We start from the raw sequence: 20704 nt of genomic DNA, 5'->3' as shown, positions 1-20704 counted from the left end.
GGCGAATGGCCGGCGTTCTTGGTGGCGGATGGATGGTCAGGCCGCCGGAGTCGCCGGGCTGGCTGCCAGCGCCTCCTGAGCCTTGGGCGCGGCAGACAGCAGCGCCATGACCAGGGCGGCGAGGTAGGGCAGCGACTGCACCAGCAGCATGGCCACCCAGAACATCATGTCGCGGCTTGGTACGCCCTGCACCAGCACGATGCCCAGCGCCGCGCCCCACAGCAGCAGCATGATGAATACCTCCTCACGCGCTTCGGCCAGCGCGACCAGCAGGCCGTGGTTGGAGGCCATCTTCGGTGTGCGGAAGAACGGGATGGTCTTGGTGAACGTCCCGTAGAGCACCGCCTTGGCAATCGTGTGCGACAGCGCAAGGCCAGCCACCGCTGCCTGGAACGAGCGCACGAGGTTCACGCCCACCGCGCGGCGGTAGAGGAACATGATCTTGCCGAACTTGAAGAAGAACAGTGCCAGCGGCGGGATGGCGAAGATCAGCAGCGGCGGGTCGACCCGCTTGGGCACGATGATCATCGCCGAGGACCACAGCAGCGCGCCGACGGTGAAGAAGATGTTCATGCCGTCGGCGATCCACGGCAGCCAGCCGGCGATGAAGTGGTAGCGCTGGCCGAGGGTGAGCTTGCTGTCCTTGCCCTGGAACAGGGCGCGGGCATGGCCCTTCATGATCTGGATGGCGCCATAGGCCCAGCGGAAGCGCTGCTTCTTGTAGTCGATGAAGGTGTCGGGCATCACGCCCTTGCCGAAGCTCTGGTGCGAGTAGGCGGCCGAATAGCCTTTCTCGAATACGCGCAGGCCCAGCTCGGCGTCCTCGCAAATGGTCCAGTCGGCCCACTTGAGCTCGTCCATCACGGTCCGGCGGATCATGGTCATGGTGCCGTGCTGGATGATCGCGTCGCGGTCGTTGCGGGTGACCATGCCGATGTGGAAGAAGCCCTTGTATTCGGCGTAGCAGAGCTTCTTGAAGAGGTTTTCCTCGCCGTCGTGGTAGTCCTGTGGGGACTGCACCACTGCGATCTGCGGGTCGGCGAAGTGCGGCACCATCTGCTTGAGCCAGTTCGGTTCGACGCAGTAGTCGGCATCGATCACCGCCACGACTTCGACGTCCGGCGCGGTGTGCGGCAGGATGTAGTTCAGCGCGCCGCCCTTGAAGCCGGCCAGCGGCGCGACGTGGAAGAAGCGGAAGCGCGGGCCGAGGACTTCGCAGTAATCGCGCACCGGTTCCCAGACCGCCGGGTCCTTGGTGTTGTTGTCGATGATCAGGACTTCGAAGTCCTGATAGTCGAGCCTGGACAGGGCATCCAAGGTCTTCTTCATCATTTCCGGCGGCTCGTTGTAGCAGGGCACGTGGACCGAGACCTTGGGGCGGTAGCCGGAATCGGTGAGTACCGGGTCGAATGGCCGACGGCGCTTGCGTACCCAGACGGTCTCGGCCAGCTCGTGGGCTTCGGTGAGCAGGACGATGAATACGCCCAGTGCGCCAATGCCCAGCAGGCCGCCGACGGTCATGCTGAACCAGGTGCTGTATTGCTGGCTGTAATCGTAGGCGATCCACACCAGCACCGAGCCGCCAGCGAAGGCGACCACGGTGAGGAAGGTCCGCCCGCGCTGGCGCAGGGCGCTGCCGTCGATCATCAGCAGGGTCAGGGCGAGCAGTGCCATCACCACCGAGGCGACCGCCAGGGCGCGCCATTGCGGGATGTTCACCACCGGCCCGTCGAAATTGAACTTCGGCTGACGCTGGGCGTTGTAGACGCCCCAGTAGGCGCCCACCGAGCCTTCGTCACCGACTTTCCACGGCTGGTCGAAGGCCTCGACGACGAAGTAGTTGTAGCCGCGCTTGTTCAGCGCGTTGGTCAGCGTACGCAGGTAAATCGCCTGATCCGCCTGGGTGGCGTCGGCGCCGCCGCGCATACGGCCATTGCTCGGCCAGCCGACCTCGGCCAACAGCAACGGCTTGCGCGGGAACTTGGCGCGCAGCTCCTTGGCGCGTTCCAGGACGAAGGGCACGGCGTCGTTCATCGCCGTGTATTCCCAGTAGGGCAGCACGTGGGCGGCGATCAGGTCGACGTGCTTGGCCATCTCCGGGTACTTCTCGTAGATGTGCCACTGCTCGGCGGTTGTCACCGGCACCTTCACCGCCTTGCGCACGCGGTCCAGGTAGGCCGTCAGTTGTTCGACGGTGACCTCGCGGCGGAACAGCGCTTCGTTGCCGACTATCACCCGCACCACGCTGCGCGAGTTGTTGGCGATCTCGATGCCGCGCTCGATCTCGGCTTCGTTCTCCGCCTCGTCCGGGCCGATCCAGATGCCGAGGCTGACGCGCATGCCCAGCTCTTCGGCCAGGCGCGGGATGTCGGCCAGCGAACCCTTCACCGAGTAGGTGCGGATGTTGTCGGTGTTCTTGGAGACCAGCTCCAGGTCCGAGCGGATCTCGTCGTCGCTGGGGAACTGGTTCTTCTGCGGATTCTGGTTCAGGCGGAAGGGCGAGAAGGAGAATCCGGAAATGCTCTCCGGCCAGTCGGGAACGCTGACGGGGCGGTTGTAGAGGGCCCAGAAGCCGGTGAAGAGTGCCGCGAGGGCAACGAATACCACCAGGTTGAGGCCGAACTTGCGTGCAGGCATGGTGCAATCGGGTTCCAAAGGGTGGAACGGGGAGGGGCCGGGACAATCTCTGTACGGGATAGCTCGGTCGGGGCGCATCCTACCCCGCACTCCGGGGGCTGTACAGGCTGCCGGCGCCGTCCGCCGTGAGGGCGTTCGTGGGCAATTTCCGACAGTTTAGAATGTGTGGCAGGCGCGTGACTGAGACTGCGGCAATCCGGCTTTGTTGCAGGCGTGCCGATGGCTGCCGGTATAGAATGCCGGCCGTTTCGATGCGAGGTGTGGGCGATGCAACTGGATGAGCAGCGTTTCGGCGGAATCGCGCGGCTTTATGGCCGTGAGGGCCTGGAGCGGCTGGCGGCCAGCCATGTGGCGGTGGTCGGGATCGGCGGCGTGGGCTCCTGGGCGGCCGAGGCCCTGGCACGCAGCGGGGTGGGTGAAATTTCGCTGTTCGACCTGGACGACGTCTGCGTTACCAACACCAACCGCCAGGTACACGCCATCCAGGGCGCCGTGGGCAAGCCCAAGGTCGAGGTCATGGCCGAGCGCCTGAAGGCTATCAACCCGGGCATCGTCGTACATGCCGTAGCCGATTTCGTCACCCGCGAAACCATGGCGGACTACATCACCCCCGAGCTGGACTGCGTGATTGACTGCATCGACAGCGTTGCCGCCAAGGCCGCGCTGATCGCCTGGTGCAAGCGTCGCAAACTGCAGATCATCACTACCGGGGGCGCGGGTGGGCAGGTGGACCCGACGCAGATCCAGGTCGCCGACCTGAACAAGACCTTCAACGATCCGCTGGCCGCCAAGGTCCGCTCCACGCTGCGCCGTGACTACAACTTCTCGCGCACGCCGGGGCGGCATTACAGCGTGCAGTGCGTGTTTTCCACCGAGCAGCTGCGTTATCCCAAGCCGGACGGCACGGTGTGCCAGTCCAAGAGCTTTGTGGGTGAAGGGGTGAAGCTGGACTGCGCCGGTGGTTTCGGCGCGGTGATGATGGTCACTGCGACCTTCGGTATGGTCGCGGCGGCGCGGGCTGTGGACAAGGTCGTTGCCGGGGCGCGGCGTCCGTCGGAGCGCGCAGCGGGCTGACCTCGTTGGTAGGAGCGGATTTATCCGCGATGGTCTCCGGCGCGAGGCGGACCTATCGCGGACGGAGCCCGCTCCTACGCACAGGCCAGCGCTTCATGCCGAGATCAAATCCTGCATCCGCTTCAGCACGGCGTTCAGGCCGTTGCTGCGCGACGGCGACAGTTGCCGGCCAAGCCCGAGCTGGTTGAACCAATCCGTCAGGTCGATGGCCGCCAGCTCCGCTTCCGGCATGCCTTCCACCCGCACCAGCAGCAACGCCAGCAGCCCGCGCAGCAGGCGTGCATCGCTGTAAGCGCGGAAGTGCCAGCGCTGATCACGCTGATCCGCCACCAGCCAGACGTTGCTTTCGCAGCCCTGCACGCGTTGTTCGTCGCCAAGCTCGACTTCGCTCAGCGGCTCCAGGCGCTCGCCCCATTGCATCAGCAGGCGGGCGCGTTGCTCCCAGCCCTGTAGGGCGGTGAAAGCTTCCAGCGCCTCGGTGGCAGCGACGGGAAGGCTCATCGCAGCAGTTCCAGGGCGCTGTCCAGTGCGCTGAAGAAGCGCTCGATATCCACGCCGTCGTTGTACAGGCCGAGGGAGACTCGCAGGGCGCCCGAGACATCCAGGGTCTTCATCAGCGGCATGGCGCAGTGATGCCCCGCACGCACGGCGATGCCCTGCTCGGTGAGCAGGTGACCCAGGTCGGAGACGTGCACACCTTCGACCACGAAACTGGCCAATGCCACGTCTGGCTCGCCTAGCACTCGAACGCCGTCGCGGGCGCGCAGGCCGGCCAGCAGGCGGGTGTGGAGGAAGTCTTCGTGAGCACTGATTTCGGCGTTGTCCTGGGTGGCCAGCCACTCCAGCGTGGCGCCCAGGGCGATCACCGGGCCGATGGGCGGGGTGCCGGCCTCGAAGCCCATGGGGGCGCTGTGGAACTGCGCGTCGAAGTAATCCGCCACGCGCACCATCTCGCCGCCGAACTGCCAGTGTGACAGGCGTTCCAGCGCTTCCGGGCGCCCCCAGAGCAGGCCGAGGCCTTCCGGGCCGTAGAGCTTGTGGCTGGAGCAGACGTAGAAGTCGCAGCCCAGCGCCGACAGGTTGTGCCGGCCGTGGACCACGCCCTGAGCTCCATCGACCACGCTCAGTGCACCGTGTTGCCGGGCCATCGCCAGCAGCTCCGGCAGCGGCTGCCAGGTGCCGAGCACGTTGGACAGCTGACTCACGGCGAGCAGGCGGGTGCGCGGGCCGATCAGGTCGACGGCACGGTTCAGGTCGATCCGACCGTCGGCGTCGAGCGGCAGCACCACCAGCTTCAGCCCACGGCGCTGCGCCAGTTGCTGCCAGGGCAACAGGTTGGCGTGGTGTTCCAGCGCGCTGATGACGATCTCATCGCCTGCCTGGAACTGCCCTTCCAGCCCGTAGGCCAGCAGGTTCAGCGCTTCAGTGGCACCGCGGGTGAAGATGATCTGCGCCGGGCTGCCGCCATTGAGCCAGTTGGCGGCCAGGGTGCGGGTCGCCTCGAAGGCACGGGTGGCGCGCTCGCCGGGCAGGTGCTGGGCGCGGTGCACGTTGGCGGCGCCGCTGGCGTAGTAGCCGGCGAGGGCGTCGATCATGGCGCGCGGTTTCTGCGCGGTGGCAGCGCTGTCGAGGTAGGTCTGGCCTTCGGCCTCGAAGGCGGCGAGGGCCGGGAAGTCGGAGCGCCAGGGCGAGGGAATGGACATGGGCGTACGGCCGGTTGCGGAAAAAGTAAAACGGGGGCCGCAGCCCCCGCTTCTCCAAGCTTAGTGCGTCCCGCGCGAGCGGGGCGCACAGCTTAGTTGTGCGCGTGCAGCGCCTCGTTCAGCTCGATGGCAGTCTTGTTGGTCTTGCACTCGACTGCGCCGGTCTGGGAATTGCGGCGGAACAGCAGGTCAGCCTGGCCGGCCAGGTCGCGACCCTTGACCACTTTCACCAGGTTGTTCTGGTCGTCCAGCACGGCGATCTTGGTGCCGGCGGTGACGTACAGGCCGGCCTCGACGATGTTGCGGTCGCCCAGCGGGATGCCGATGCCAGCGTTGGCGCCGATCAGGCAGCCTTCGCCAACGCTGATGACGATGTTGCCGCCGCCGGACAGGGTGCCCATGGTGGAGCAACCGCCGCCCAGGTCGGAACCCTTGCCGACGAATACGCCCGCGGAGACGCGGCCTTCGATCATGCCCGGACCTTCGGTGCCGCCGTTGAAGTTGACGAAGCCTTCGTGCATCACGGTGGTGCCTTCACCGATGTAGGCGCCCAGGCGCACGCGGGCGGTGTCGGCGATGCGCACGCCGGCCGGGACCACGTAGTCGGTCATCTTCGGGAATTTGTCGACGGAGAAAACTTCCAGCAGCTTGCCCTTCAGGCGCGCTTCCAGTTGCAGCTCGGCCAGCTCGGCCAGGTCGACGGCGCCCTGGTTGGTCCAGGCCACGTTCGGCAGCAGCGGGAAGATGCCGGTCAGGTTCAGGCCGTGCGGCTTGACCAGACGGTGGGACAGCAGGTGCAGCTTCAGGTACGCCTCCGGGGTGGAACTGGGGGCGGCGTCTTCGGCCAGCAGGGTGGCGACCAGCGGCTTCTGGCTTTCGGCCAGGCGGTTGAGCAGGGCGGCCTGGGCGGCGTCGACGGTCTCTACGGCGTCGGCCAGCTGGTAGGCCTGGTGGGCGGTGAAGGCGATCGCCTGGTTGCCGCCTTCGTAGGCCAGCAGCGGGGCGATGGCAGCGACCAGCTCGGCGCTGGGGTTGAGCAGCGGCTGCGCGTAGAAGACTTCCAGCCAGTTGCCCTGGCGGTTCTGGGTGCCGACACCGAAAGCGATGCTGAACAGGGATTTCGACATGTGGGGGATTCCTTGAAAGAGATTCTCGAATAACGATTTCGGTCAGGCCGGACGGCGGCTGAGCAGCAGGCCCAGCCCGGCGCTGCCCAGCAGCGCGGCACAACCACGGTTGAACAGGCGCCGGGCGCGTGCACCGGCGAGCAGCTTGCCGAGGCGGACCCCGGCGAGCCCGTAAAGGGCGATGGCCAGCCACTCCAGGAGCAGGAAGGCTGCGCCGAGTTGGGCGAACTGGGTGGCCACGGCCTGGCGCGGATCGACGAACTGCGGCAGGAACGCGGTGAAGATGAGGATGGCCTTGGGGTTGCCGGCAGCCACCCAGAACTCCTGGCGGGCGAGGCGCCACAGGCTGGTGGCGGCAATCGGGGAGCCATCCACCGACAGGTTCGCTGTCGGGGCGTGCCACAGTTGTACGGCCAGCCACAGCAGGTAGCCTGCGCCCACCAGCTTGATTGCCAGGAACAGCCAGGCCGAGGCCTGCAACACCAGCGCCAGGCCCGAAGCGGCCAGGGCCAGCATGCCGGCGAAAGCGAGCAGCCGTCCGCCACCGGCAAGGGTGGCGCGCAGCAGGCCGAAACGCGCGGCGTTGTTCAGCGACAGCAGGTTGTTCGGTCCCGGCGCCAGGTTCAAGGCGAAGCAGGCGGGGAGGAACAGGGCCCAGGCAATGCTCATCGTGGTGGAGCTCAGGCCAGAGCGGCGGCGTAGGCGTCGGGCTTGAAGCCGACCAGGGTGCGATCACCCAGGTCCAGCACCGGACGCTTGATCATCGACGGCTGGGCAACCATCAGTTCGATGGCCTTGGCCTGGTCGAGATCGGCCTTCTGCGCGTCGTCGAGCTTGCGGAAAGTGGTGCCGGCGCGGTTCAGGACAGTTTCCCAGCCATGCTCGTTGCACCACTGGCGCAGGTGTTCGCGGTCGATACCGCTACTCTTGTAGTCGTGGAAGGCGTAGTCGACACCGTGTTCGTCCAGCCAGACGCGGGCCTTCTTCATGGTGTCGCAAGCCTTGATGCCAAACAGCGTCCGCTGACTCACGGGGCGCTCTCCTTTTCGATACATTTTTCAGGCGCGGGATTATGCCACTTCCGCAGCACTTGCGGGACGCCGCCGGGAGGCCGGCGTATTGCAACAGTTTTTTGCCCGATGCGGGGCTGATCCGGACCGCGGTGGGTGCTTCAATGGAAGGCTGTGCTGGAGTTCGACGATGCAAACCGTTTACACCGTTCTGATCCTGCTGCTGGTCGTGGGGGGAACCCGGCTCGCCGCTCAGTTGATCCCGCTGCCGTTGCCCCTGATCCAGATCGCTGCCGGCGCCGCGCTGGCCTGGCCGAGCCTGGGGCTGCACGTGGGACTGGACCCCGAGCTGTTCATGTTCCTGTTCATCCCGCCGCTGCTGTTCGCCGACGGCTGGCGCATGCCTAAGGGCGAATTCTGGAAGATGCGCTGGCCGATCCTCACCCTGGCCTTCGCACTCGTGCTGTTCACCGTGCTCGGCGGCGGTGTCTTCATTCATCTGCTGATTCCCGAGATTCCCTGGGCGGCGGCCTTCGCCCTGGCGGCGGTGCTGTCGCCCACCGATGCGCTGGCGGTCTCGGCCATCGCCCAGGACCGCCTGCCCAGGCGACTGATGCACGTGCTGCAGGGCGAAGCCCTGATGAACGACGCTTCCGGCCTGGTGGCCTTCAAGTTCGCCATCGCGGCGGCCATGACCGGTACCTTCTCGCTGATGGATGCCAGCCTGAGTTTCCTGCTGGTGGCGGTCGGCGGTCTGGCCTGCGGGGTGTTCATCAGTTGGCTGTTGGGGCGGATTCGCGGCTGGATGATCCGTCGCGGCTGGGATGATCCGGCTACCCACGTAGTGCTGATGCTGCTGTTGCCCTTCGCCGGCTACATGATCGCCGAGGAGCTTGGCGTCTCCGGCATCCTTGCGGCGGTGGCAGCGGGCATGATGCAGAGTTGGGCCGACCTGCTGCCGCGTCAGACCAATACCCGCCTGCTCAACCGCAGCGTCTGGTCGATGCTGGAGTTTGCCTTCAACGGCGTGGTGTTCCTGCTGCTGGGGCTGCAACTGCCGGACATCCTCAAGTCCGTCGCGCATCACGCCGACGATGTAATGTGGCGCTCCTCGCTGCTGCTGTTCTACGTGCTGGCGGTGTTCGCCGTGCTGCTCCTGCTGCGCTTTGGCTGGGTCTGGTGTTACTGGAAGGTCTCCGTGCGCTTCGAACAGTGGTGGGGGATCGAGCTCGGTGGCCGATCGGGCGAGCCGGTATTGCGGCTGTCGGCGATCTCGGCGCTGGGTGGGGTGCGCGGGGCGGTGACGCTGGCGGGCGTACTCTCGGTGCCGTTGCTGCTGCTCGATGGTTCGGCCTTCCCGCAGCGCGATCTGATCATCTTCATCGCCACGGGGGTGATCCTGGTGTCGCTGATCGCCGCCACCATCGGATTACCCATTTTGCTTCGGGGGCTTCCGGCGGCCAGCAATGACCAGCGCGAGCGCGAGGTGCAGTCGGTCTGGCGCAAGACCGCGGCGGCGGCCATTCATATGCTCGAGGGCGAGGAAATGCCCGCCCGTGATGGTGCCGATGCCGACGAAGCGGCCCGGATGGCGGAGCTGAAGGCGCGGCTGATGGCCGAATATCGCCACGAGCTGGACCCGGCGCCGGATAGTCAGGAAGCCCGCGAACGCGCCCGTGGCCTGGAGTTGGCGGATCAGGCTCTACGCATCAAGGCGCTGCGGGCGCAGCGGCTGGAGCTGTATCGCATGCGCCGGGAGCACGAGATCGACGACGAGACCATGCGTGAGGTGCTGGGTGAGCTGGACAGCCAGGAAGCCTGGGTGACCAGCAAGGCGGGGCGCTGGGTGTAGGGCGCTTTGGGCTTTTTTGTAGGAGCTAGCTTGCTCGCGAACCGAACTATCCGGTAGCTCCGGCGTGAAGCGGGTTCGCGAGCAAGCTCGCTCCTACACAAGGCCTTTTATAGACTCAGCACGAACTTCTTGATCCGCTCGGCCGCTTCCACGCACTCGGCCAGCGGAGCCACCAGCGCCATGCGCACGCGGTTGGCGCCGGGGTTCTCGCCGTTCACTTCGCGGGACAGGTAGGAACCCGGCACCACGGTCACGTGCTGCTGGTCGAACAGGCCGTGGCAGAACTCGGTGTCAGCCACCGGGGTCTTTGCCCACAGGTAGAAGCTGCCGTCCGGTCGCTGCACGTCGAGTACGCCGCCGAGGATGTCCAGTACGGCGTCGAACTTCTCGCGGTACAGGTCGCGGTTGGCGCGGACGTGGTCCTCGTCCTTCCAGGCTGCGACACTGGCCAGCTGGGTCTGAACCGGCATGGCACAGCCGTGATAGGTGCGGTACAGGAGGAATTTCTTCAGTACTTCAGCGTCACCGGCGACGAAGCCCGAACGCAGGCCCGGCAGGTTGGAACGCTTGGACAGGCTGTGGAATACCACGCAGCGCTTGAAGTCCGAGCGGCCCAGTTCGGCGCAGGCGGTCAGCAGGCCGGCTGGCGGGTTCTGCTCGTCGAAGTACAGCTCGCTGTAGCACTCGTCGGCGGCGATCACGAAGTCGTGTTCATCGGCCAGGGCGATCAGCTTCTTCAATTCGGCGAGGGGAACGAGTGCGCCGGTGGGGTTGCCCGGCGAGCAGAGGAAGAGGACTTGGCAGCGCGCCCAGACGTCCGCCGGGACGGCGTCGAAATCCGGGTTGAAGCCGTTGTCCTCCAGGCAGGGCAGGTAGTGCGGCTCAGCGCCGGCCAGCAGGGCCGCGCCTTCGTAGATCTGGTAGAACGGGTTCGGACTGATCACCAGGCCCTTGGCGTTGCGGTCCACCACGGTCTGGGTGAAGGCGAACAGTGCTTCACGAGTGCCGTTCACCGGCAGCACGTGGCGTGCGGCATCCAGCCAGCCGGCCGGCACCTTGAAGCGGCGCTCGCACCAGGCGGCGATGGCTTCGCGCAGGGCGGGGATGCCCAGGGTGGTCGGGTAGACGGCCAGCTGCTCGAGGCTGTCGGCCAGGGCCTTGGCGACGAACTCCGGCGAGCGGTGCTTGGGTTCGCCGATGGACAGCGCGATGGGCTTGAGCTCAGCCGGCGGCTGGGCGCCGGCCAGCAGGGCGCGGAGCTTCTCGAAGGGGTAGGGCTGGAGCGAGTCGAGGGCAGGGTTCATGGCAAGGCTCTTTCTTTCTGACTTTTTACAAGATCGGGATTAGATACTGATGCGGACCGGCATCGTCTGCTGGCCGCCGTCGGAGAGGATGTCCACCAGGGCCGTCTGGATGCGCTTGCACAGCTCCGGGTCGGAGAGCGGCTGGTTGTGCGCATCGGTGACGAAGAACACGTCCTCCACGCGCTCGCCGAGGGTGGCGATCTTGGCGTTCTGCACCGACAGGTCGAAGTCCAGGAACAGCCCGCCGATGCGAGCCAGCAGGCCGGGTCGATCGGGGGCGATGACTTCCAGCACACTGACCTGGCGCGCCGCGTCGGTGGAAATGGTCACCTGTGGGTTGAAGGCGAAGTGCTTGAGCTGGCGCGGGACGCGGCGCTGGATGATGGTCGGGTACTCGTCCGGGTCCTTCAGGGCATTGACCAGGCCTTCGCGAATTTCCTCGACTCGGCTGGGATTGTTGCCGATCGAGCCGCCATCGGCGTCGAGCACTATGTAGGTGTCGAGGGTGAAAAGGCTGGTGGAGGTGATGATCCGCGCATCCTGAATGTTCAGGTTGAGCTGGTCCATCGCCGCCACGGTCACGGCGAAGAAGTCGTGCTGGTCGCCGGCATAGATGAAGATCTGCGTGCCGCCTTCGAACTCGCGCTGGGCGGTTTCCTTGATCAGCACCAGCGGGGTGCCGTCGTCCGGATGCTGGAGGATGGCCTCGGTGTGCCAGGCCACGTCAGCGGCGCTGTGGCGCAGGAAGTAGTCGTCGCCCAGTTGGCTCCAGAGCTGCTCGGCGTCGTCCTGGTCGATGCCGCCGCGCACCAGGATGTCGATGGCCGCGCTCTGTGTCTGGCGGATCTGCTCCTCGCGGTCCACCGGGTTCTCCAGGCCGCGGCGCAGCGCGCGCTTGGTCTCGGTGTAGAGCTGGCGCAGCAGGCTGGCGCGCCAGGAGTTCCATAGCGTCGGGTTGGTGGCGTTGATGTCGGCGACGGTCAGGACGTAGAGGTAGTCCAGGTAGGTCTGGTTACCCATCAGCTGGGCGAAATCGTAGATCACCTGCGGGTCGGACAGGTCCTTGCGCTGGGCTGTGGTCGACATGATCAGGTGGTTCTGCACCAGCCAGGAGACCAGGTTGGTGTCCCACGGCGGCAATTGGTGGCGCTGGCAGAAGTGCTCGGCGTCCACCGCGCCCAGTTCCGAGTGGTCGCCGCCGCGGCCCTTGGCAATGTCGTGGTAGAGGCCGGCGATGTAGATCAGCTCCGGCTTGGGCAGGCGCTCCATGATCTTGCTGGCCAGCGGGTACTTTTCCGCCATATCCGGGCGCCGAAGTTTGCGCAGGTGCTTGATCAGGTTGAGGGTATGCGCGTCGACCGTATAGATGTGGAACAGGTCGTGCTGCATCTGCCCGACGATCAGCCCGAACTCCGGCAGGTAGCGGCCGAGGATGCCGTAGCGGTTCATCCGTCGCAGGTTGCGGTGAATGCCTTCCTGGCACTTGAACAGCTCGATGAACAGGCTCGTGTTGCGGATGTCGTGGCGGAAGTCGTCGTCGATCAGGTGCCGGCTGTCGCGCAGCAGGCGGATGGTATCGGCGCGTACGCCCTTGATCTCCGGGTGCTGGGCCAGCAGCACGAAGATTTCCAGCAGGGCGAACGGGGTGCGCTTGAAGACGTTGGCGTGGGTGACTTCCAGGTAGCCATCGCGCAGCTGGAAACGGCTGTTGAGCGACTGTATCTGGCCGTTTTCGCCGGCCCGCAGGATCACTTCTTCGAAGTGCTGGGTGATCAGGTCGTTCAGCTCGGAAACGGCCATCACCACGCGGTAGTACTTCTGCATGAAGCGCTCGACCGCCAGCTTGGCGTCGTTGCCTTCATAGCCGAGCATCCCGGCGATACGCCGCTGGTGGTCGAACAGCAGGCGGTCTTCGGCGCGGCCGGCGAGCATGTGCAGGGCGTAGCGGACCTTCCAGAGGAACTCCTGGCTGGAGGCCAGCACCGCGCACTCGCTCTCCACCAGGAAGCCTTCGCGGACCAGGGCGTGCAGGTTGAGGCTGCCGAAGTGGCGGCGGGCGACCCAGAGCAACGTCTGGATGTCGCGCAGGCCGCCGGGCGAACCCTTGACGTTGGGTTCGAGGTTGTATTCGGTGTCGTTGTATTTGGTGTGGCGGTGGATCTGTTCCTTGCGCTTGGCCAGGTAGAACTGCCCGCTGGGCCACATCTGCTTCGCGCTGGTGGCTTCGAGCATGCGCTGGCGCAGGCTGTCGGGACCGGAGATGGTCCGGCATTCCATCAGGTTGGTAACCACGGTGAGGTCGGCGCGCGCTTCCTCGGCGCATTCCGCCACTGAGCGCACGCTCTGGCCGACCTCCAGGCCGATGTCCCAGAGCAGGGTGAGGAAGCCTTCGATGGGCTCGCGGAAGCTTTCCTGGTCCTCGCTGTCGAGCAGGATCAGCAGGTCAATATCCGAGTGCGGATGCAGCTCACCGCGCCCATAGCCGCCCACCGCAACCAGTGCGATGTCGGCGTCGTCGCCCCAGTCGAAGCGATTCCAGGCCTGCTGCAGGATCTGGTCGACGAACCAGGCGCGGTCCTCGATCAGCCGGCGGATGTCGCGGCCGCCATTGAAGCGGGCGTCGAGCACCTCGTTGGCCTGACGAATGGCCTTCTTGAAGGCGGCGATGGGGCTGGATTTGAGGGCTAGTTCCGCCTGGAACTGCCCACGGTCGAACAACTCGGGATCCACCTGCGGCATGGCGGCCTTCCTGATCAATGGCTTAGGGGAGGGCAGGGGCAAGAGGGCAACCGGGCCTGCGCACATGGCGCTAGGCCCGACGGCTGTGCCGGGCCGGGATTTCTATGTTCTACCCAGCCGTCGGCGAGATTGCAAACCGCTCCTCAGGCCGAGGTGCGCGGGAAGCTTTCGTCGTTGCGCAGGGTCAGGATCTCGTAGCCGCCGGCGGTGACCAGCACGGTGTGCTCCCACTGCGCGGACAGCTTGCGGTCCTTGGTGATGGCCGTCCAACCGTCGCCCAGCAGGCGGGTTTCCGGGCGGCCCTGGTTGATCATCGGCTCGATGGTGAAGATCATGCCTTCCTTGAGCTCCAGGCCGGTGCCGGCGCGGCCGTAGTGCAGCACCTGAGGCTCCTCGTGGAACACCTGGCCGATGCCGTGGCCGCAGTACTCGCGCACCACGGAGAAACCGTTCTTCTCGGCGTACTTCTGGATCACTTCGCCGATGTCGCCCAGGCGCGCGCCCGGCTTGACCACGTCGATGCCCTTGTACATGCATTCCTGGGTGATCTGGCACAGGCGGTCAGCCCATTCCGGGGTCTTGCCGACCGAGAACATCTTGCTGGTGTCGCCGTGGTAGCCGTCCTTGATGACGGTGACATCGATGTTGACGATGTCGCCTTCCTTGAGCGGCTTCTCGTTGGGGATGCCGTGGCACACCACGTGGTTGATCGAGGTGCAGATGGACTTGGGGAAACCCTTGTAGTTCAGCGGCGCGGGAATGGCCTTCTGCACGTTGACGATGTAGTCGTGGCAGATACGGTCCAGTTCGTCGGTGGTGACGCCGGGCTTGACGTGTTCGCCGATCATTTCCAGCACTTCGGCGGCCAGACGGCCGGCGACGCGCATTTTCTCGATGTCTTCGGGCGTCTTGATGGTGACGGTCATGCGACTTCTCTTCAGGCGCTGCGTGCGCGCGGGTAAATGAGAGGAATGCGCAAGTCTATCAGATTTGGCGCCCCTCTATTAAGGGTGGACGGCCGACGGGGCACTCGGACGAGGCGGCGAGGGTGGTGCCGGGCGTCCTTTCGGGTTTTGTTCTGGCCGAGGTTGTGGTATAAAGCGCCCCGCTCTGAAGGCTACGGCCATTTTGGAGCATTAACCCACACATGCATCGACACGATGGCCTGGGTGCCTTTCGACACAGTCGGAGGGTTGGCCGTTGGGATGCATGGAGGCCTAACCCGACTTATCGAGGAACTATCATGTCCCAAGTCAATATGCGCGATATGCTGAAGGCCGGTGTGCACTTCGGCCACCAGACCCGTTACTGGAACCCGAAAATGGGCAAGTTCATTTTCGGCGCGCGTAACAAGATCCACATCATCAACCTCGAAAAAACCCTGCCGATGTTCAACGAGGCCCTGACCTTCGTTGAGCGCCTGGCCCAGGGCAAGAACAAGATCCTGTTCGTCGGCACCAAGCGTTCCGCCGGCAAGATCGTTCGCGAAGAAGCTGCCCGTTGCGGCATGCCGTACGTCGACCACCGTTGGCTGGGCGGCATGCTCACCAACTACAAGACCATCCGTCAGTCGATCAAGCGCCTGCGCGAGCTGGAAGTTCAGTCTCAGGACGGCACCTTCGCCAAGCTGACCAAGAAAGAAGCTCTGATGCGCTCCCGCGATCTGGAAAAACTGGATCGCAGCCTGGGCGGCATCAAGGACATGGGCGGCCTGCCGGACGCTCTGTTCGTGATCGACGTTGACCACGAGCGCATTGCTATCACCGAAGCCAACAAGCTGGGTATCCCGGTTATCGGCATCGTCGATACCAACAGCAGCCCGGAAGGCGTTGACTATGTTATCCCGGGTAACGACGACGCCATCCGCGCCGTACAGCTGTACCTGGGTTCCATGGCTGAAGCCGTACTGCGTGGCAAGAGTGCCGGTGGCGTGACTGCTGACGAGTTCGTAGAAGAAGCGCCGGCCGAATCCGCCGAAGGCTGATTCCAGGACGTCCAGACGTCCTGCGGTGCGCGGAAAGGGGGCTAGGCCCCCTTTTTGCCACCCTGTAAATTCCGCCCGGGCAGCCGGGCGATCTGGTTTTGAGAGCAACTCAAGAGGATTTCGAAATGGCAGAAATTACTGCAGCACTGGTCAAGGAACTGCGTGAGCGTACCGGCCAGGGCATGATGGAGTGCAAAAAGGCACTGGTAGCCGCCGAAGGCGATATCGAGAAAGCCATCGACGACATGCGCGCTTCCGGCGCCATCAAGGCTGCCAAGAAGGCCGGCAACATCGCCGCCGAAGGCGCCATCGCCGCCAAGGTAGCTGACGACGGCAAATCCGCGACCATCATCGAAGTCAACTCGCAGACCGACTTCCTGGCCCTGCAGGACGACTTCAAGAACTTCGTCGCTGCCAGCCTGGACAAGGCTGTTGCCCAGAAGCTGACCGACGCCGCTCCGCTGATCGCGGAACAAGAGCCGGCCCGTGAAGCCCTGGTTGCCAAGTGTGGCGAGAACGTCAACATCCGTCGCCTGGCTCGCACCGAAGGTGATGTGGTTGGCGCCTACCTGCACGGCCACCGCATCGGCGTTCTGGTTACCCTGAAGGGTGGCAACGCTGAACTGGCTCGCGACATCGCCATGCACGTTGCTGCCAGCAACCCGCAGTTCCTCGATCCGTCGCAGGTTTCCGAAGAAGCCGTGGCCAAAGAGAAGGAAATCTTCCTCGCTCTGAACGCCGACAAGATCGCTGGCAAGCCGGAAAACATCGTCGAGAATATGGTCAAAGGCCGTATCTCGAAGTTCCTGGCCGAAGCCAGCCTGGTCGAGCAAGCGTTCGTCAAGGATCCGGAAGTCAAGGTCGGTGACCTGGCCAAGAAAGCCGGCGCTGAAATCGTTTCCTTCGTTCGTTTCGAAGTAGGCGAAGGCATCGAGAAAGTCGAAGCTGACTTTGCTGCCGAGGTTGCTGCTCAAGTAGCCGCTTCCAAGCAGTAATAGACAGTCTCACGACTGTCGCCCCGCAAGAGGCTGCCCGCTAACGCGCGCGGCCTCTTTGCCAAACTGGGGAAACCAAAAGGGGCGGTTTCCACGGCGCAGGCCCGCAAGGCGGGTTTAAAGGCACCGTAAGGCTGGCTGGTCCAAGCTTTCCACCAAGCACCCACAAGGTGCACAGCATTCAATCGCCGCAGGAGAAAAAGGTCATGGCTCAGCAGCTGAGCGCTCGTCAACCTCGCTATAAACGCATTCTTCTAAAACTGAGCGGCGAAGCCCTGATGGGCTCCGAGGAGTTCGGCATCGATCCCAAGGTGCTGGACCGCATGGCGCTGGAGATCGGCCAGCTCGTCGGTATCGGCGTGCAGGTCGGTCTGGTAATCGGTGGTGGCAACCTGTTCCGTGGCGCGGCGCTGTCCGCGGCCGGCATGGATCGCGTCACCGGTGACCACATGGGCATGCTCGCCACCGTGATGAACGGCCTGGCCATGCGTGACGCCCTGGAGCGCTCCAACATCACCGCCATCGTCATGTCCGCCATTTCCATGGTCGGCGTGACCGATCACTACGACCGCCGCAAGGCCATGCGTCACCTGAAGAGTGGCGAAGTGGTGATCTTCTCCGCCGGTACCGGCAACCCGTTCTTCACCACCGATTCCGCCGCCTGCCTGCGCGCCATCGAAATAGATGCTGACGTAGTACTCAAGGCGACCAAGGTGGACGGCGTGTACACTGCCGACCCGTTCAAGGACCCGAATGCCGAGAAGTTCGAACGTCTGACGTATGACGAAGTGCTCGATCGCAAGCTGGGCGTGATGGACCTTACCGCCATCTGCCTGTGCCGGGACCAGAAAATGCCGCTGCGCGTGTTCAACATGAACAAGCCCGGCGCGCTGCTGAATATTGTTGTAGGTGGTGCTGAAGGCACCCTGATCGAGGAGGATTGAGATGATCAACGAGATCAAGAAGGAAGCGCAGGATCGTATGGGCAAAACCCTGGAAGCCCTGGGCCATGCCTTCGCCAAGATTCGTACTGGCCGTGCGCACCCGAGCATCCTGGATAGCGTGATGGTGTCCTACTACGGTTCCGACACTCCGCTGCGCCAGGTGGCCAACGTCACCGTGGAAGACTCCCGTACCCTGGCTCTTAGCGTCTTCGACAAGACCATGATCCAGGCGGTTGAGAAGGCCATCATGACCTCCGACCTGGGCCTGAATCCCGCGACCGCCGGTACCACCATTCGTGTACCGATGCCGGCCCTGACTGAGGAAACCCGCAAGGGCTTCACCAAGCAGGCTCGCGCCGAGGCCGAGCAGGCCCGTGTTTCCGTGCGCAACATTCGCCGCGATGCTCTTGCTCAGCTGAAAGACCTGCAGAAAGAGAAGGAAATCAGCGAGGACGAAGAGCGCCGCGCCGGTGACGATGTGCAGAAGATCACCGACAAGTTCGTCGCCGAGATCGAAAAGGCCCTCGAGGCCAAGGAAGCGGACCTGATGGCCGTTTGACGGCCGGGCTCTTGTCATGGAAAAGACCAAGCAGGTGACGCCCGTGCCCCGGCACGTGGCGATCATCATGGATGGCAACAATCGCTGGGCGAAGAAGCGCTTCATGCCTGGCGTTGCCGGGCACAAGGCTGGCGTGGATGCCGTCCGTGCGGTGATCAAGACCTGCGCCGAGGCAGGCGTCGAAGTGCTGACGCTGTTCGCCTTCTCCAGTGAGAACTGGCAGCGCCCGGCCGAAGAGGTTGGCGCGCTGATGGAGCTGTTCCTCATGGCCCTGCGCCGCGAGGTGCGCAAGCTCAGTGCCAACGGCATTCGGCTGCGCATCATCGGTGACCGCAGTCGATTCGCTCCTGAGTTGCAGGCGGCGATGCGCGAGGCCGAGGCGCTGACGGCCAAGGGCAGCAGTATGCTGCTGCAGGTGGCGGCGAACTATGGTGGCCAGTGGGATATCACCCAGGCCGCCCAGCGTCTCGCCCGTGAAGTGCAGGCCGGCCATCTGGCGGCAGAGGAAATTACCCCGGAGCTGATCCAGGGTTGCCTCTCCACCGGAGACCAGCCGCTGCCCGACCTGTGCATTCGCACCGGTGGCGAGCACCGCATCAGCAATTTCCTTCTGTGGCAGCTGGCCTATGCCGAGCTGTATTTCTCCGATCTCTACTGGCCCGACTTCAAGCACGAAGCCATGCAGGCTGCGTTGCAGGACTATGCCTCTCGTCAGCGCCGCTTCGGCAAGACCAGCGAGCAGGTCGAGGCCGAGGCGCCCCCGTCATGTTGAAACAACGAATCATCACGGCGCTGGTCCTGTTGCCGATCGCGCTGGGTGGTTTCTTCCTGCTCGATGGAGCGGCGTTCTCGCTGTTCATTGGTCTGGTGGTGAGCCTGGGTGCCTGGGAATGGGCGCGACTGGCCGGTTACAACGAGCAGTCTGCCCGCGTCGGTTACGCCGCTGTCGTCGCCGTGCTGATGCTGGTCCTGGCCTGGCTGCCGCAACTGGCCGGTGCTGTGCTGGTGCTGGCACTGCTCTGGTGGGGGCTGGCGATCGTCATGGTGCTGACCTATCCGGACAGCGCGTCGAGCTGGGGCGGCCGTTGGCGTCGACTGCTGATCGGCCTGCTGATCCTGCTGCCGGCCTGGCAGGGGCTGGTGCTGCTCAAGCAATGGCCGCTGTCCAATTGGTTGATCGTTGCCGTGATGGTGCTGGTCTGGGCTGCCGACATCGGCGCCTATTTCTCCGGAAAGGCCTTTGGCAAGCGCAAGCTTGCCCCGCGCGTAAGTCCGGGCAAAAGCTGGGAAGGCTTCTTCGGCGGCCTGGCGCTTTGCCTGGCGATCACCGTCGCTGTCTCCATCTATCGCGACTGGACTGTGCGTGAACTGCTGCTGGCGCTCCCGTGCGCGGCCATCGTGGTGGCCTTGTCGGTCATCGGTGACCTGACCGAAAGCATGTTCAAGCGCCAGTCGGGCCTCAAGGACAGCAGTAATCTGCTGCCGGGTCATGGTGGCGTACTGGATCGCATCGACAGCCTGACCGCGGCCATCCCGGTATTCACCGCGTTGCTCTGGGCCGTGGGCTGGGGTACGCCGTGAGTCATCCGCAGTGGATCACTGTGCTGGGGGCAACCGGATCGATTGGCCTCAGCACTCTCGACGTCATCGGGCGTCATCCGGATCGTTATCGCGTCTTTGCGCTCAGTGGCTTTTCCCGTCTGGCTGAGCTTGAAGTGCTCTGCCTGCGCCATCAGCCGCGCTTCGTCGTCGTGCCTGAGGCTGAGCAGGCGCAAGCCCTGCGGGATCGCCTGAGCTCCGCAGGTCTCGAGGCTCGAGTGCTGGTCGGCGAGGCGGGTCTTTGCGAGATTTCTGCCCATCCCGAAGTGGATGCTGTGATGGCGGCCATCGTCGGCGCCGCTGGTCTGAAGCCTACTCTGGCGGCCGTCGAGGCTGGCAAGCGGGTCTTGCTGGCGAATAAAGAGGCGCTGGTGATGTCTGGCGCGCTGTTCATGAATGCCGTGCGCGCCAGTGGTGCCGTGCTTTTGCCCATCGACAGCGAGCACAATGCGATCTTCCAGTGCATGCCGACGGACTACGCTCGCGGCCTGGGCGAGGTGGGCGTTCGTCGAATCCTGCTGACTGCTTCGGGCGGCCCGTTCCGCGAAACGCCGATGGAGCAGTTGGCCCAGGTTTCGCCTGAGCAGGCCTGTGCGCATCCCAATTGGTCGATGGGGCGGAAGATTTCTGTCGACTCGGCCAGCATGATGAACAAGGGACTGGAATTGATCGAGGCTTGCTGGCTCTTCGACGCTGCGCCGTCGAAGGTCGAGGTGGTGATCCACCCGCAGAGCGTGATCCATTCCCTGGTGGACTACGTGGACGGGTCGGTGCTGGCTCAGTTGGGCAATCCGGACATGCGTACCCCTATCGCCCATGCCCTGGCCTGGCCGCAGCGGATTGATTCCGGCGTTTCTCCGTTGGATCTGTTCTCCGTCGCCCGTCTGGACTTCAGTGCGCCCGATGAGCAGCGTTTCCCCTGTCTGCGCCTGGCGCGCCAGGCCGCCGAGGCGGGTGGCAGCGTGCCGGCGATGCTTAATGCAGCAAATGAGGTGGCCGTCGCGGCGTTCCTTGAGCGGCGCATCCGCTTCACGGATATCCCGGTTATCATCGACGAAGTGCTGAACCGCGAAGCGCACGCGCCGGTCGAATCGCTCGATGCGGTGTTGGCGGCCGACCAGTGCGCACGCGGCGCCGCGCAGGCGTGGTTGCAGGAGCGCGGGCTTTGAGCCCGAGG

18 protein-coding genes are annotated in these 20704 nt (G+C 64.6%); 9 read left to right on the top strand and 9 right to left on the bottom strand.

The window, feature by feature from the left end; genetic code table 11:
* Positions 1–36 precede the first annotated feature (36 nt).
* Positions 37–2637, bottom strand: a complete 2601-nt coding sequence (locus tag FAS41_RS12825; RefSeq protein WP_138522735.1) for a glycosyltransferase — start codon at positions 2635–2637, stop codon at positions 37–39.
* Between the two features lie 267 nt (positions 2638–2904).
* On the opposite strand from FAS41_RS12825, the gene tcdA reads away from it, so the two are divergent.
* Positions 2905–3711: a tRNA cyclic N6-threonylcarbamoyladenosine(37) synthase TcdA gene (gene tcdA, locus FAS41_RS12820; protein WP_138522733.1), complete on the top strand. Its 807-nt coding sequence runs from the start codon at positions 2905–2907 to the stop codon at positions 3709–3711.
* A gap of 93 nt (positions 3712–3804) precedes the next feature.
* On the opposite strand, the gene FAS41_RS12815 is transcribed toward tcdA, so the two are convergent.
* From FAS41_RS12815 to FAS41_RS12795, 5 genes are all read right to left on the bottom strand, one after another.
* Positions 3805–4212 (bottom strand): SufE family protein, encoded by a 408-nt coding sequence (locus FAS41_RS12815; protein ID WP_138522731.1) that lies wholly within the window; start codon positions 4210–4212, stop codon positions 3805–3807.
* On the bottom strand, positions 4209–5414 hold the full coding sequence (locus FAS41_RS12810; protein ID WP_138522729.1) for an aminotransferase class V-fold PLP-dependent enzyme: 1206 nt from the start codon (positions 5412–5414) through the stop codon (positions 4209–4211). Before FAS41_RS12810 ends, FAS41_RS12815 begins: the two co-directional genes overlap by 4 nt.
* A gap of 92 nt (positions 5415–5506) precedes the next feature.
* Complete coding sequence (gene dapD, locus FAS41_RS12805; protein WP_138522727.1) at positions 5507–6541, bottom strand: 2,3,4,5-tetrahydropyridine-2,6-dicarboxylate N-succinyltransferase; 1035 nt, start codon at positions 6539–6541, stop codon at positions 5507–5509.
* Positions 6542–6583: 42 nt separating this feature from the next.
* The gene (locus FAS41_RS12800; RefSeq protein ID WP_138522725.1) at positions 6584–7210 is read right to left on the bottom strand and encodes a LysE family translocator; all 627 of its coding nucleotides are present in this window, start codon (positions 7208–7210) and stop codon (positions 6584–6586) included.
* Positions 7211–7221: 11 nt separating this feature from the next.
* Positions 7222–7596, bottom strand: coding sequence for an ArsC family reductase (locus FAS41_RS12795; RefSeq protein ID WP_138522723.1), 375 nt, complete (start codon positions 7594–7596; stop codon positions 7222–7224).
* 145 nt (positions 7597–7741) lie between these two features.
* Between FAS41_RS12795 and FAS41_RS12790 the strand changes: the two genes are divergently transcribed.
* The gene (locus FAS41_RS12790; protein WP_138522721.1) at positions 7742–9403 is read left to right on the top strand and encodes a Na+/H+ antiporter; all 1662 of its coding nucleotides are present in this window, start codon (positions 7742–7744) and stop codon (positions 9401–9403) included.
* A 107-nt stretch (positions 9404–9510) separates the two neighbouring features.
* On the opposite strand, the gene dapC is transcribed toward FAS41_RS12790, so the two are convergent.
* From dapC to map, 3 genes are all read right to left on the bottom strand, one after another.
* On the bottom strand, positions 9511–10707 hold the full coding sequence (gene dapC / locus FAS41_RS12785; protein WP_138522719.1) for a succinyldiaminopimelate transaminase: 1197 nt from the start codon (positions 10705–10707) through the stop codon (positions 9511–9513).
* 39 nt (positions 10708–10746) lie between these two features.
* Entirely contained in the window at positions 10747–13446 is a 2700-nt protein-coding gene (locus FAS41_RS12780) for a [protein-PII] uridylyltransferase (RefSeq protein ID WP_138522717.1), read from the bottom strand.
* Positions 13447–13589: 143 nt separating this feature from the next.
* The gene (gene map, locus FAS41_RS12775) at positions 13590–14387 is read right to left on the bottom strand and encodes a type I methionyl aminopeptidase (protein WP_280054894.1); all 798 of its coding nucleotides are present in this window, start codon (positions 14385–14387) and stop codon (positions 13590–13592) included.
* 302 nt (positions 14388–14689) lie between these two features.
* Between map and rpsB the strand changes: the two genes are divergently transcribed.
* The 7 genes from rpsB to ispC all read left to right on the top strand — a co-directional run bounded on the left by rpsB (position 14690) and on the right by ispC (position 20696).
* A complete protein-coding gene (gene rpsB, locus FAS41_RS12770; protein WP_017521179.1) occupies positions 14690–15430 on the top strand; it encodes a 30S ribosomal protein S2 in 741 nt (246 codons plus the stop codon).
* 125 nt (positions 15431–15555) lie between these two features.
* Positions 15556–16425, top strand: coding sequence for a translation elongation factor Ts (gene tsf / locus FAS41_RS12765; protein WP_138522713.1), 870 nt, complete (start codon positions 15556–15558; stop codon positions 16423–16425).
* A 206-nt stretch (positions 16426–16631) separates the two neighbouring features.
* Positions 16632–17369, top strand: coding sequence for a UMP kinase (gene pyrH / locus FAS41_RS12760; RefSeq protein ID WP_017521181.1), 738 nt, complete (start codon positions 16632–16634; stop codon positions 17367–17369).
* Between the two features lies 1 nt (position 17370).
* The gene (gene frr, locus FAS41_RS12755) at positions 17371–17928 is read left to right on the top strand and encodes a ribosome recycling factor (RefSeq protein WP_024766083.1); all 558 of its coding nucleotides are present in this window, start codon (positions 17371–17373) and stop codon (positions 17926–17928) included.
* A 16-nt stretch (positions 17929–17944) separates the two neighbouring features.
* A complete protein-coding gene (gene uppS, locus FAS41_RS12750) occupies positions 17945–18700 on the top strand; it encodes a polyprenyl diphosphate synthase (protein WP_138522711.1) in 756 nt (251 codons plus the stop codon).
* Complete coding sequence (locus FAS41_RS12745; RefSeq protein ID WP_138522709.1) at positions 18694–19509, top strand: phosphatidate cytidylyltransferase; 816 nt, start codon at positions 18694–18696, stop codon at positions 19507–19509. Before uppS ends, FAS41_RS12745 begins: the two co-directional genes overlap by 7 nt.
* On the top strand, positions 19506–20696 hold the full coding sequence (gene ispC / locus FAS41_RS12740) for a 1-deoxy-D-xylulose-5-phosphate reductoisomerase (RefSeq protein WP_138522707.1): 1191 nt from the start codon (positions 19506–19508) through the stop codon (positions 20694–20696). Before FAS41_RS12745 ends, ispC begins: the two co-directional genes overlap by 4 nt.
* The last annotated feature ends 8 nt before the right edge of the window (positions 20697–20704 follow it).

Source organism: Pseudomonas nicosulfuronedens, from assembly GCF_005877905.1.
Classification (GTDB): Bacteria; Pseudomonadota; Gammaproteobacteria; order Pseudomonadales; family Pseudomonadaceae; genus Pseudomonas; species Pseudomonas nicosulfuronedens.
This window is presented reverse-complemented; position numbering and strand designations above follow the sequence as displayed.

Coding starts and splice junctions, on each gene's coding strand:
- FAS41_RS12825 (WP_138522735.1), bottom strand. CDS start 2,637: ATGCCTGCACGCAAGTTCGGCCTCAACCTGGTGGTATTCGTTGCCCTC.
- tcdA (WP_138522733.1), top strand. CDS start 2,905: ATGCAACTGGATGAGCAGCGTTTCGGCGGAATCGCGCGGCTTTATGGC.
- FAS41_RS12815 (WP_138522731.1), bottom strand. CDS start 4,212: ATGAGCCTTCCCGTCGCTGCCACCGAGGCGCTGGAAGCTTTCACCGCC.
- FAS41_RS12810 (WP_138522729.1), bottom strand. CDS start 5,414: ATGTCCATTCCCTCGCCCTGGCGCTCCGACTTCCCGGCCCTCGCCGCC.
- dapD (WP_138522727.1), bottom strand. CDS start 6,541: ATGTCGAAATCCCTGTTCAGCATCGCTTTCGGTGTCGGCACCCAGAAC.
- FAS41_RS12800 (WP_138522725.1), bottom strand. CDS start 7,210: ATGAGCATTGCCTGGGCCCTGTTCCTCCCCGCCTGCTTCGCCTTGAAC.
- FAS41_RS12795 (WP_138522723.1), bottom strand. CDS start 7,596: ATGTATCGAAAAGGAGAGCGCCCCGTGAGTCAGCGGACGCTGTTTGGC.
- FAS41_RS12790 (WP_138522721.1), top strand. CDS start 7,742: ATGCAAACCGTTTACACCGTTCTGATCCTGCTGCTGGTCGTGGGGGGA.
- dapC (WP_138522719.1), bottom strand. CDS start 10,707: ATGAACCCTGCCCTCGACTCGCTCCAGCCCTACCCCTTCGAGAAGCTC.
- FAS41_RS12780 (WP_138522717.1), bottom strand. CDS start 13,446: ATGCCGCAGGTGGATCCCGAGTTGTTCGACCGTGGGCAGTTCCAGGCG.
- rpsB (WP_017521179.1), top strand. CDS start 14,690: ATGTCCCAAGTCAATATGCGCGATATGCTGAAGGCCGGTGTGCACTTC.
- tsf (WP_138522713.1), top strand. CDS start 15,556: ATGGCAGAAATTACTGCAGCACTGGTCAAGGAACTGCGTGAGCGTACC.
- pyrH (WP_017521181.1), top strand. CDS start 16,632: ATGGCTCAGCAGCTGAGCGCTCGTCAACCTCGCTATAAACGCATTCTT.
- frr (WP_024766083.1), top strand. CDS start 17,371: ATGATCAACGAGATCAAGAAGGAAGCGCAGGATCGTATGGGCAAAACC.
- uppS (WP_138522711.1), top strand. CDS start 17,945: ATGGAAAAGACCAAGCAGGTGACGCCCGTGCCCCGGCACGTGGCGATC.
- FAS41_RS12745 (WP_138522709.1), top strand. CDS start 18,694: ATGTTGAAACAACGAATCATCACGGCGCTGGTCCTGTTGCCGATCGCG.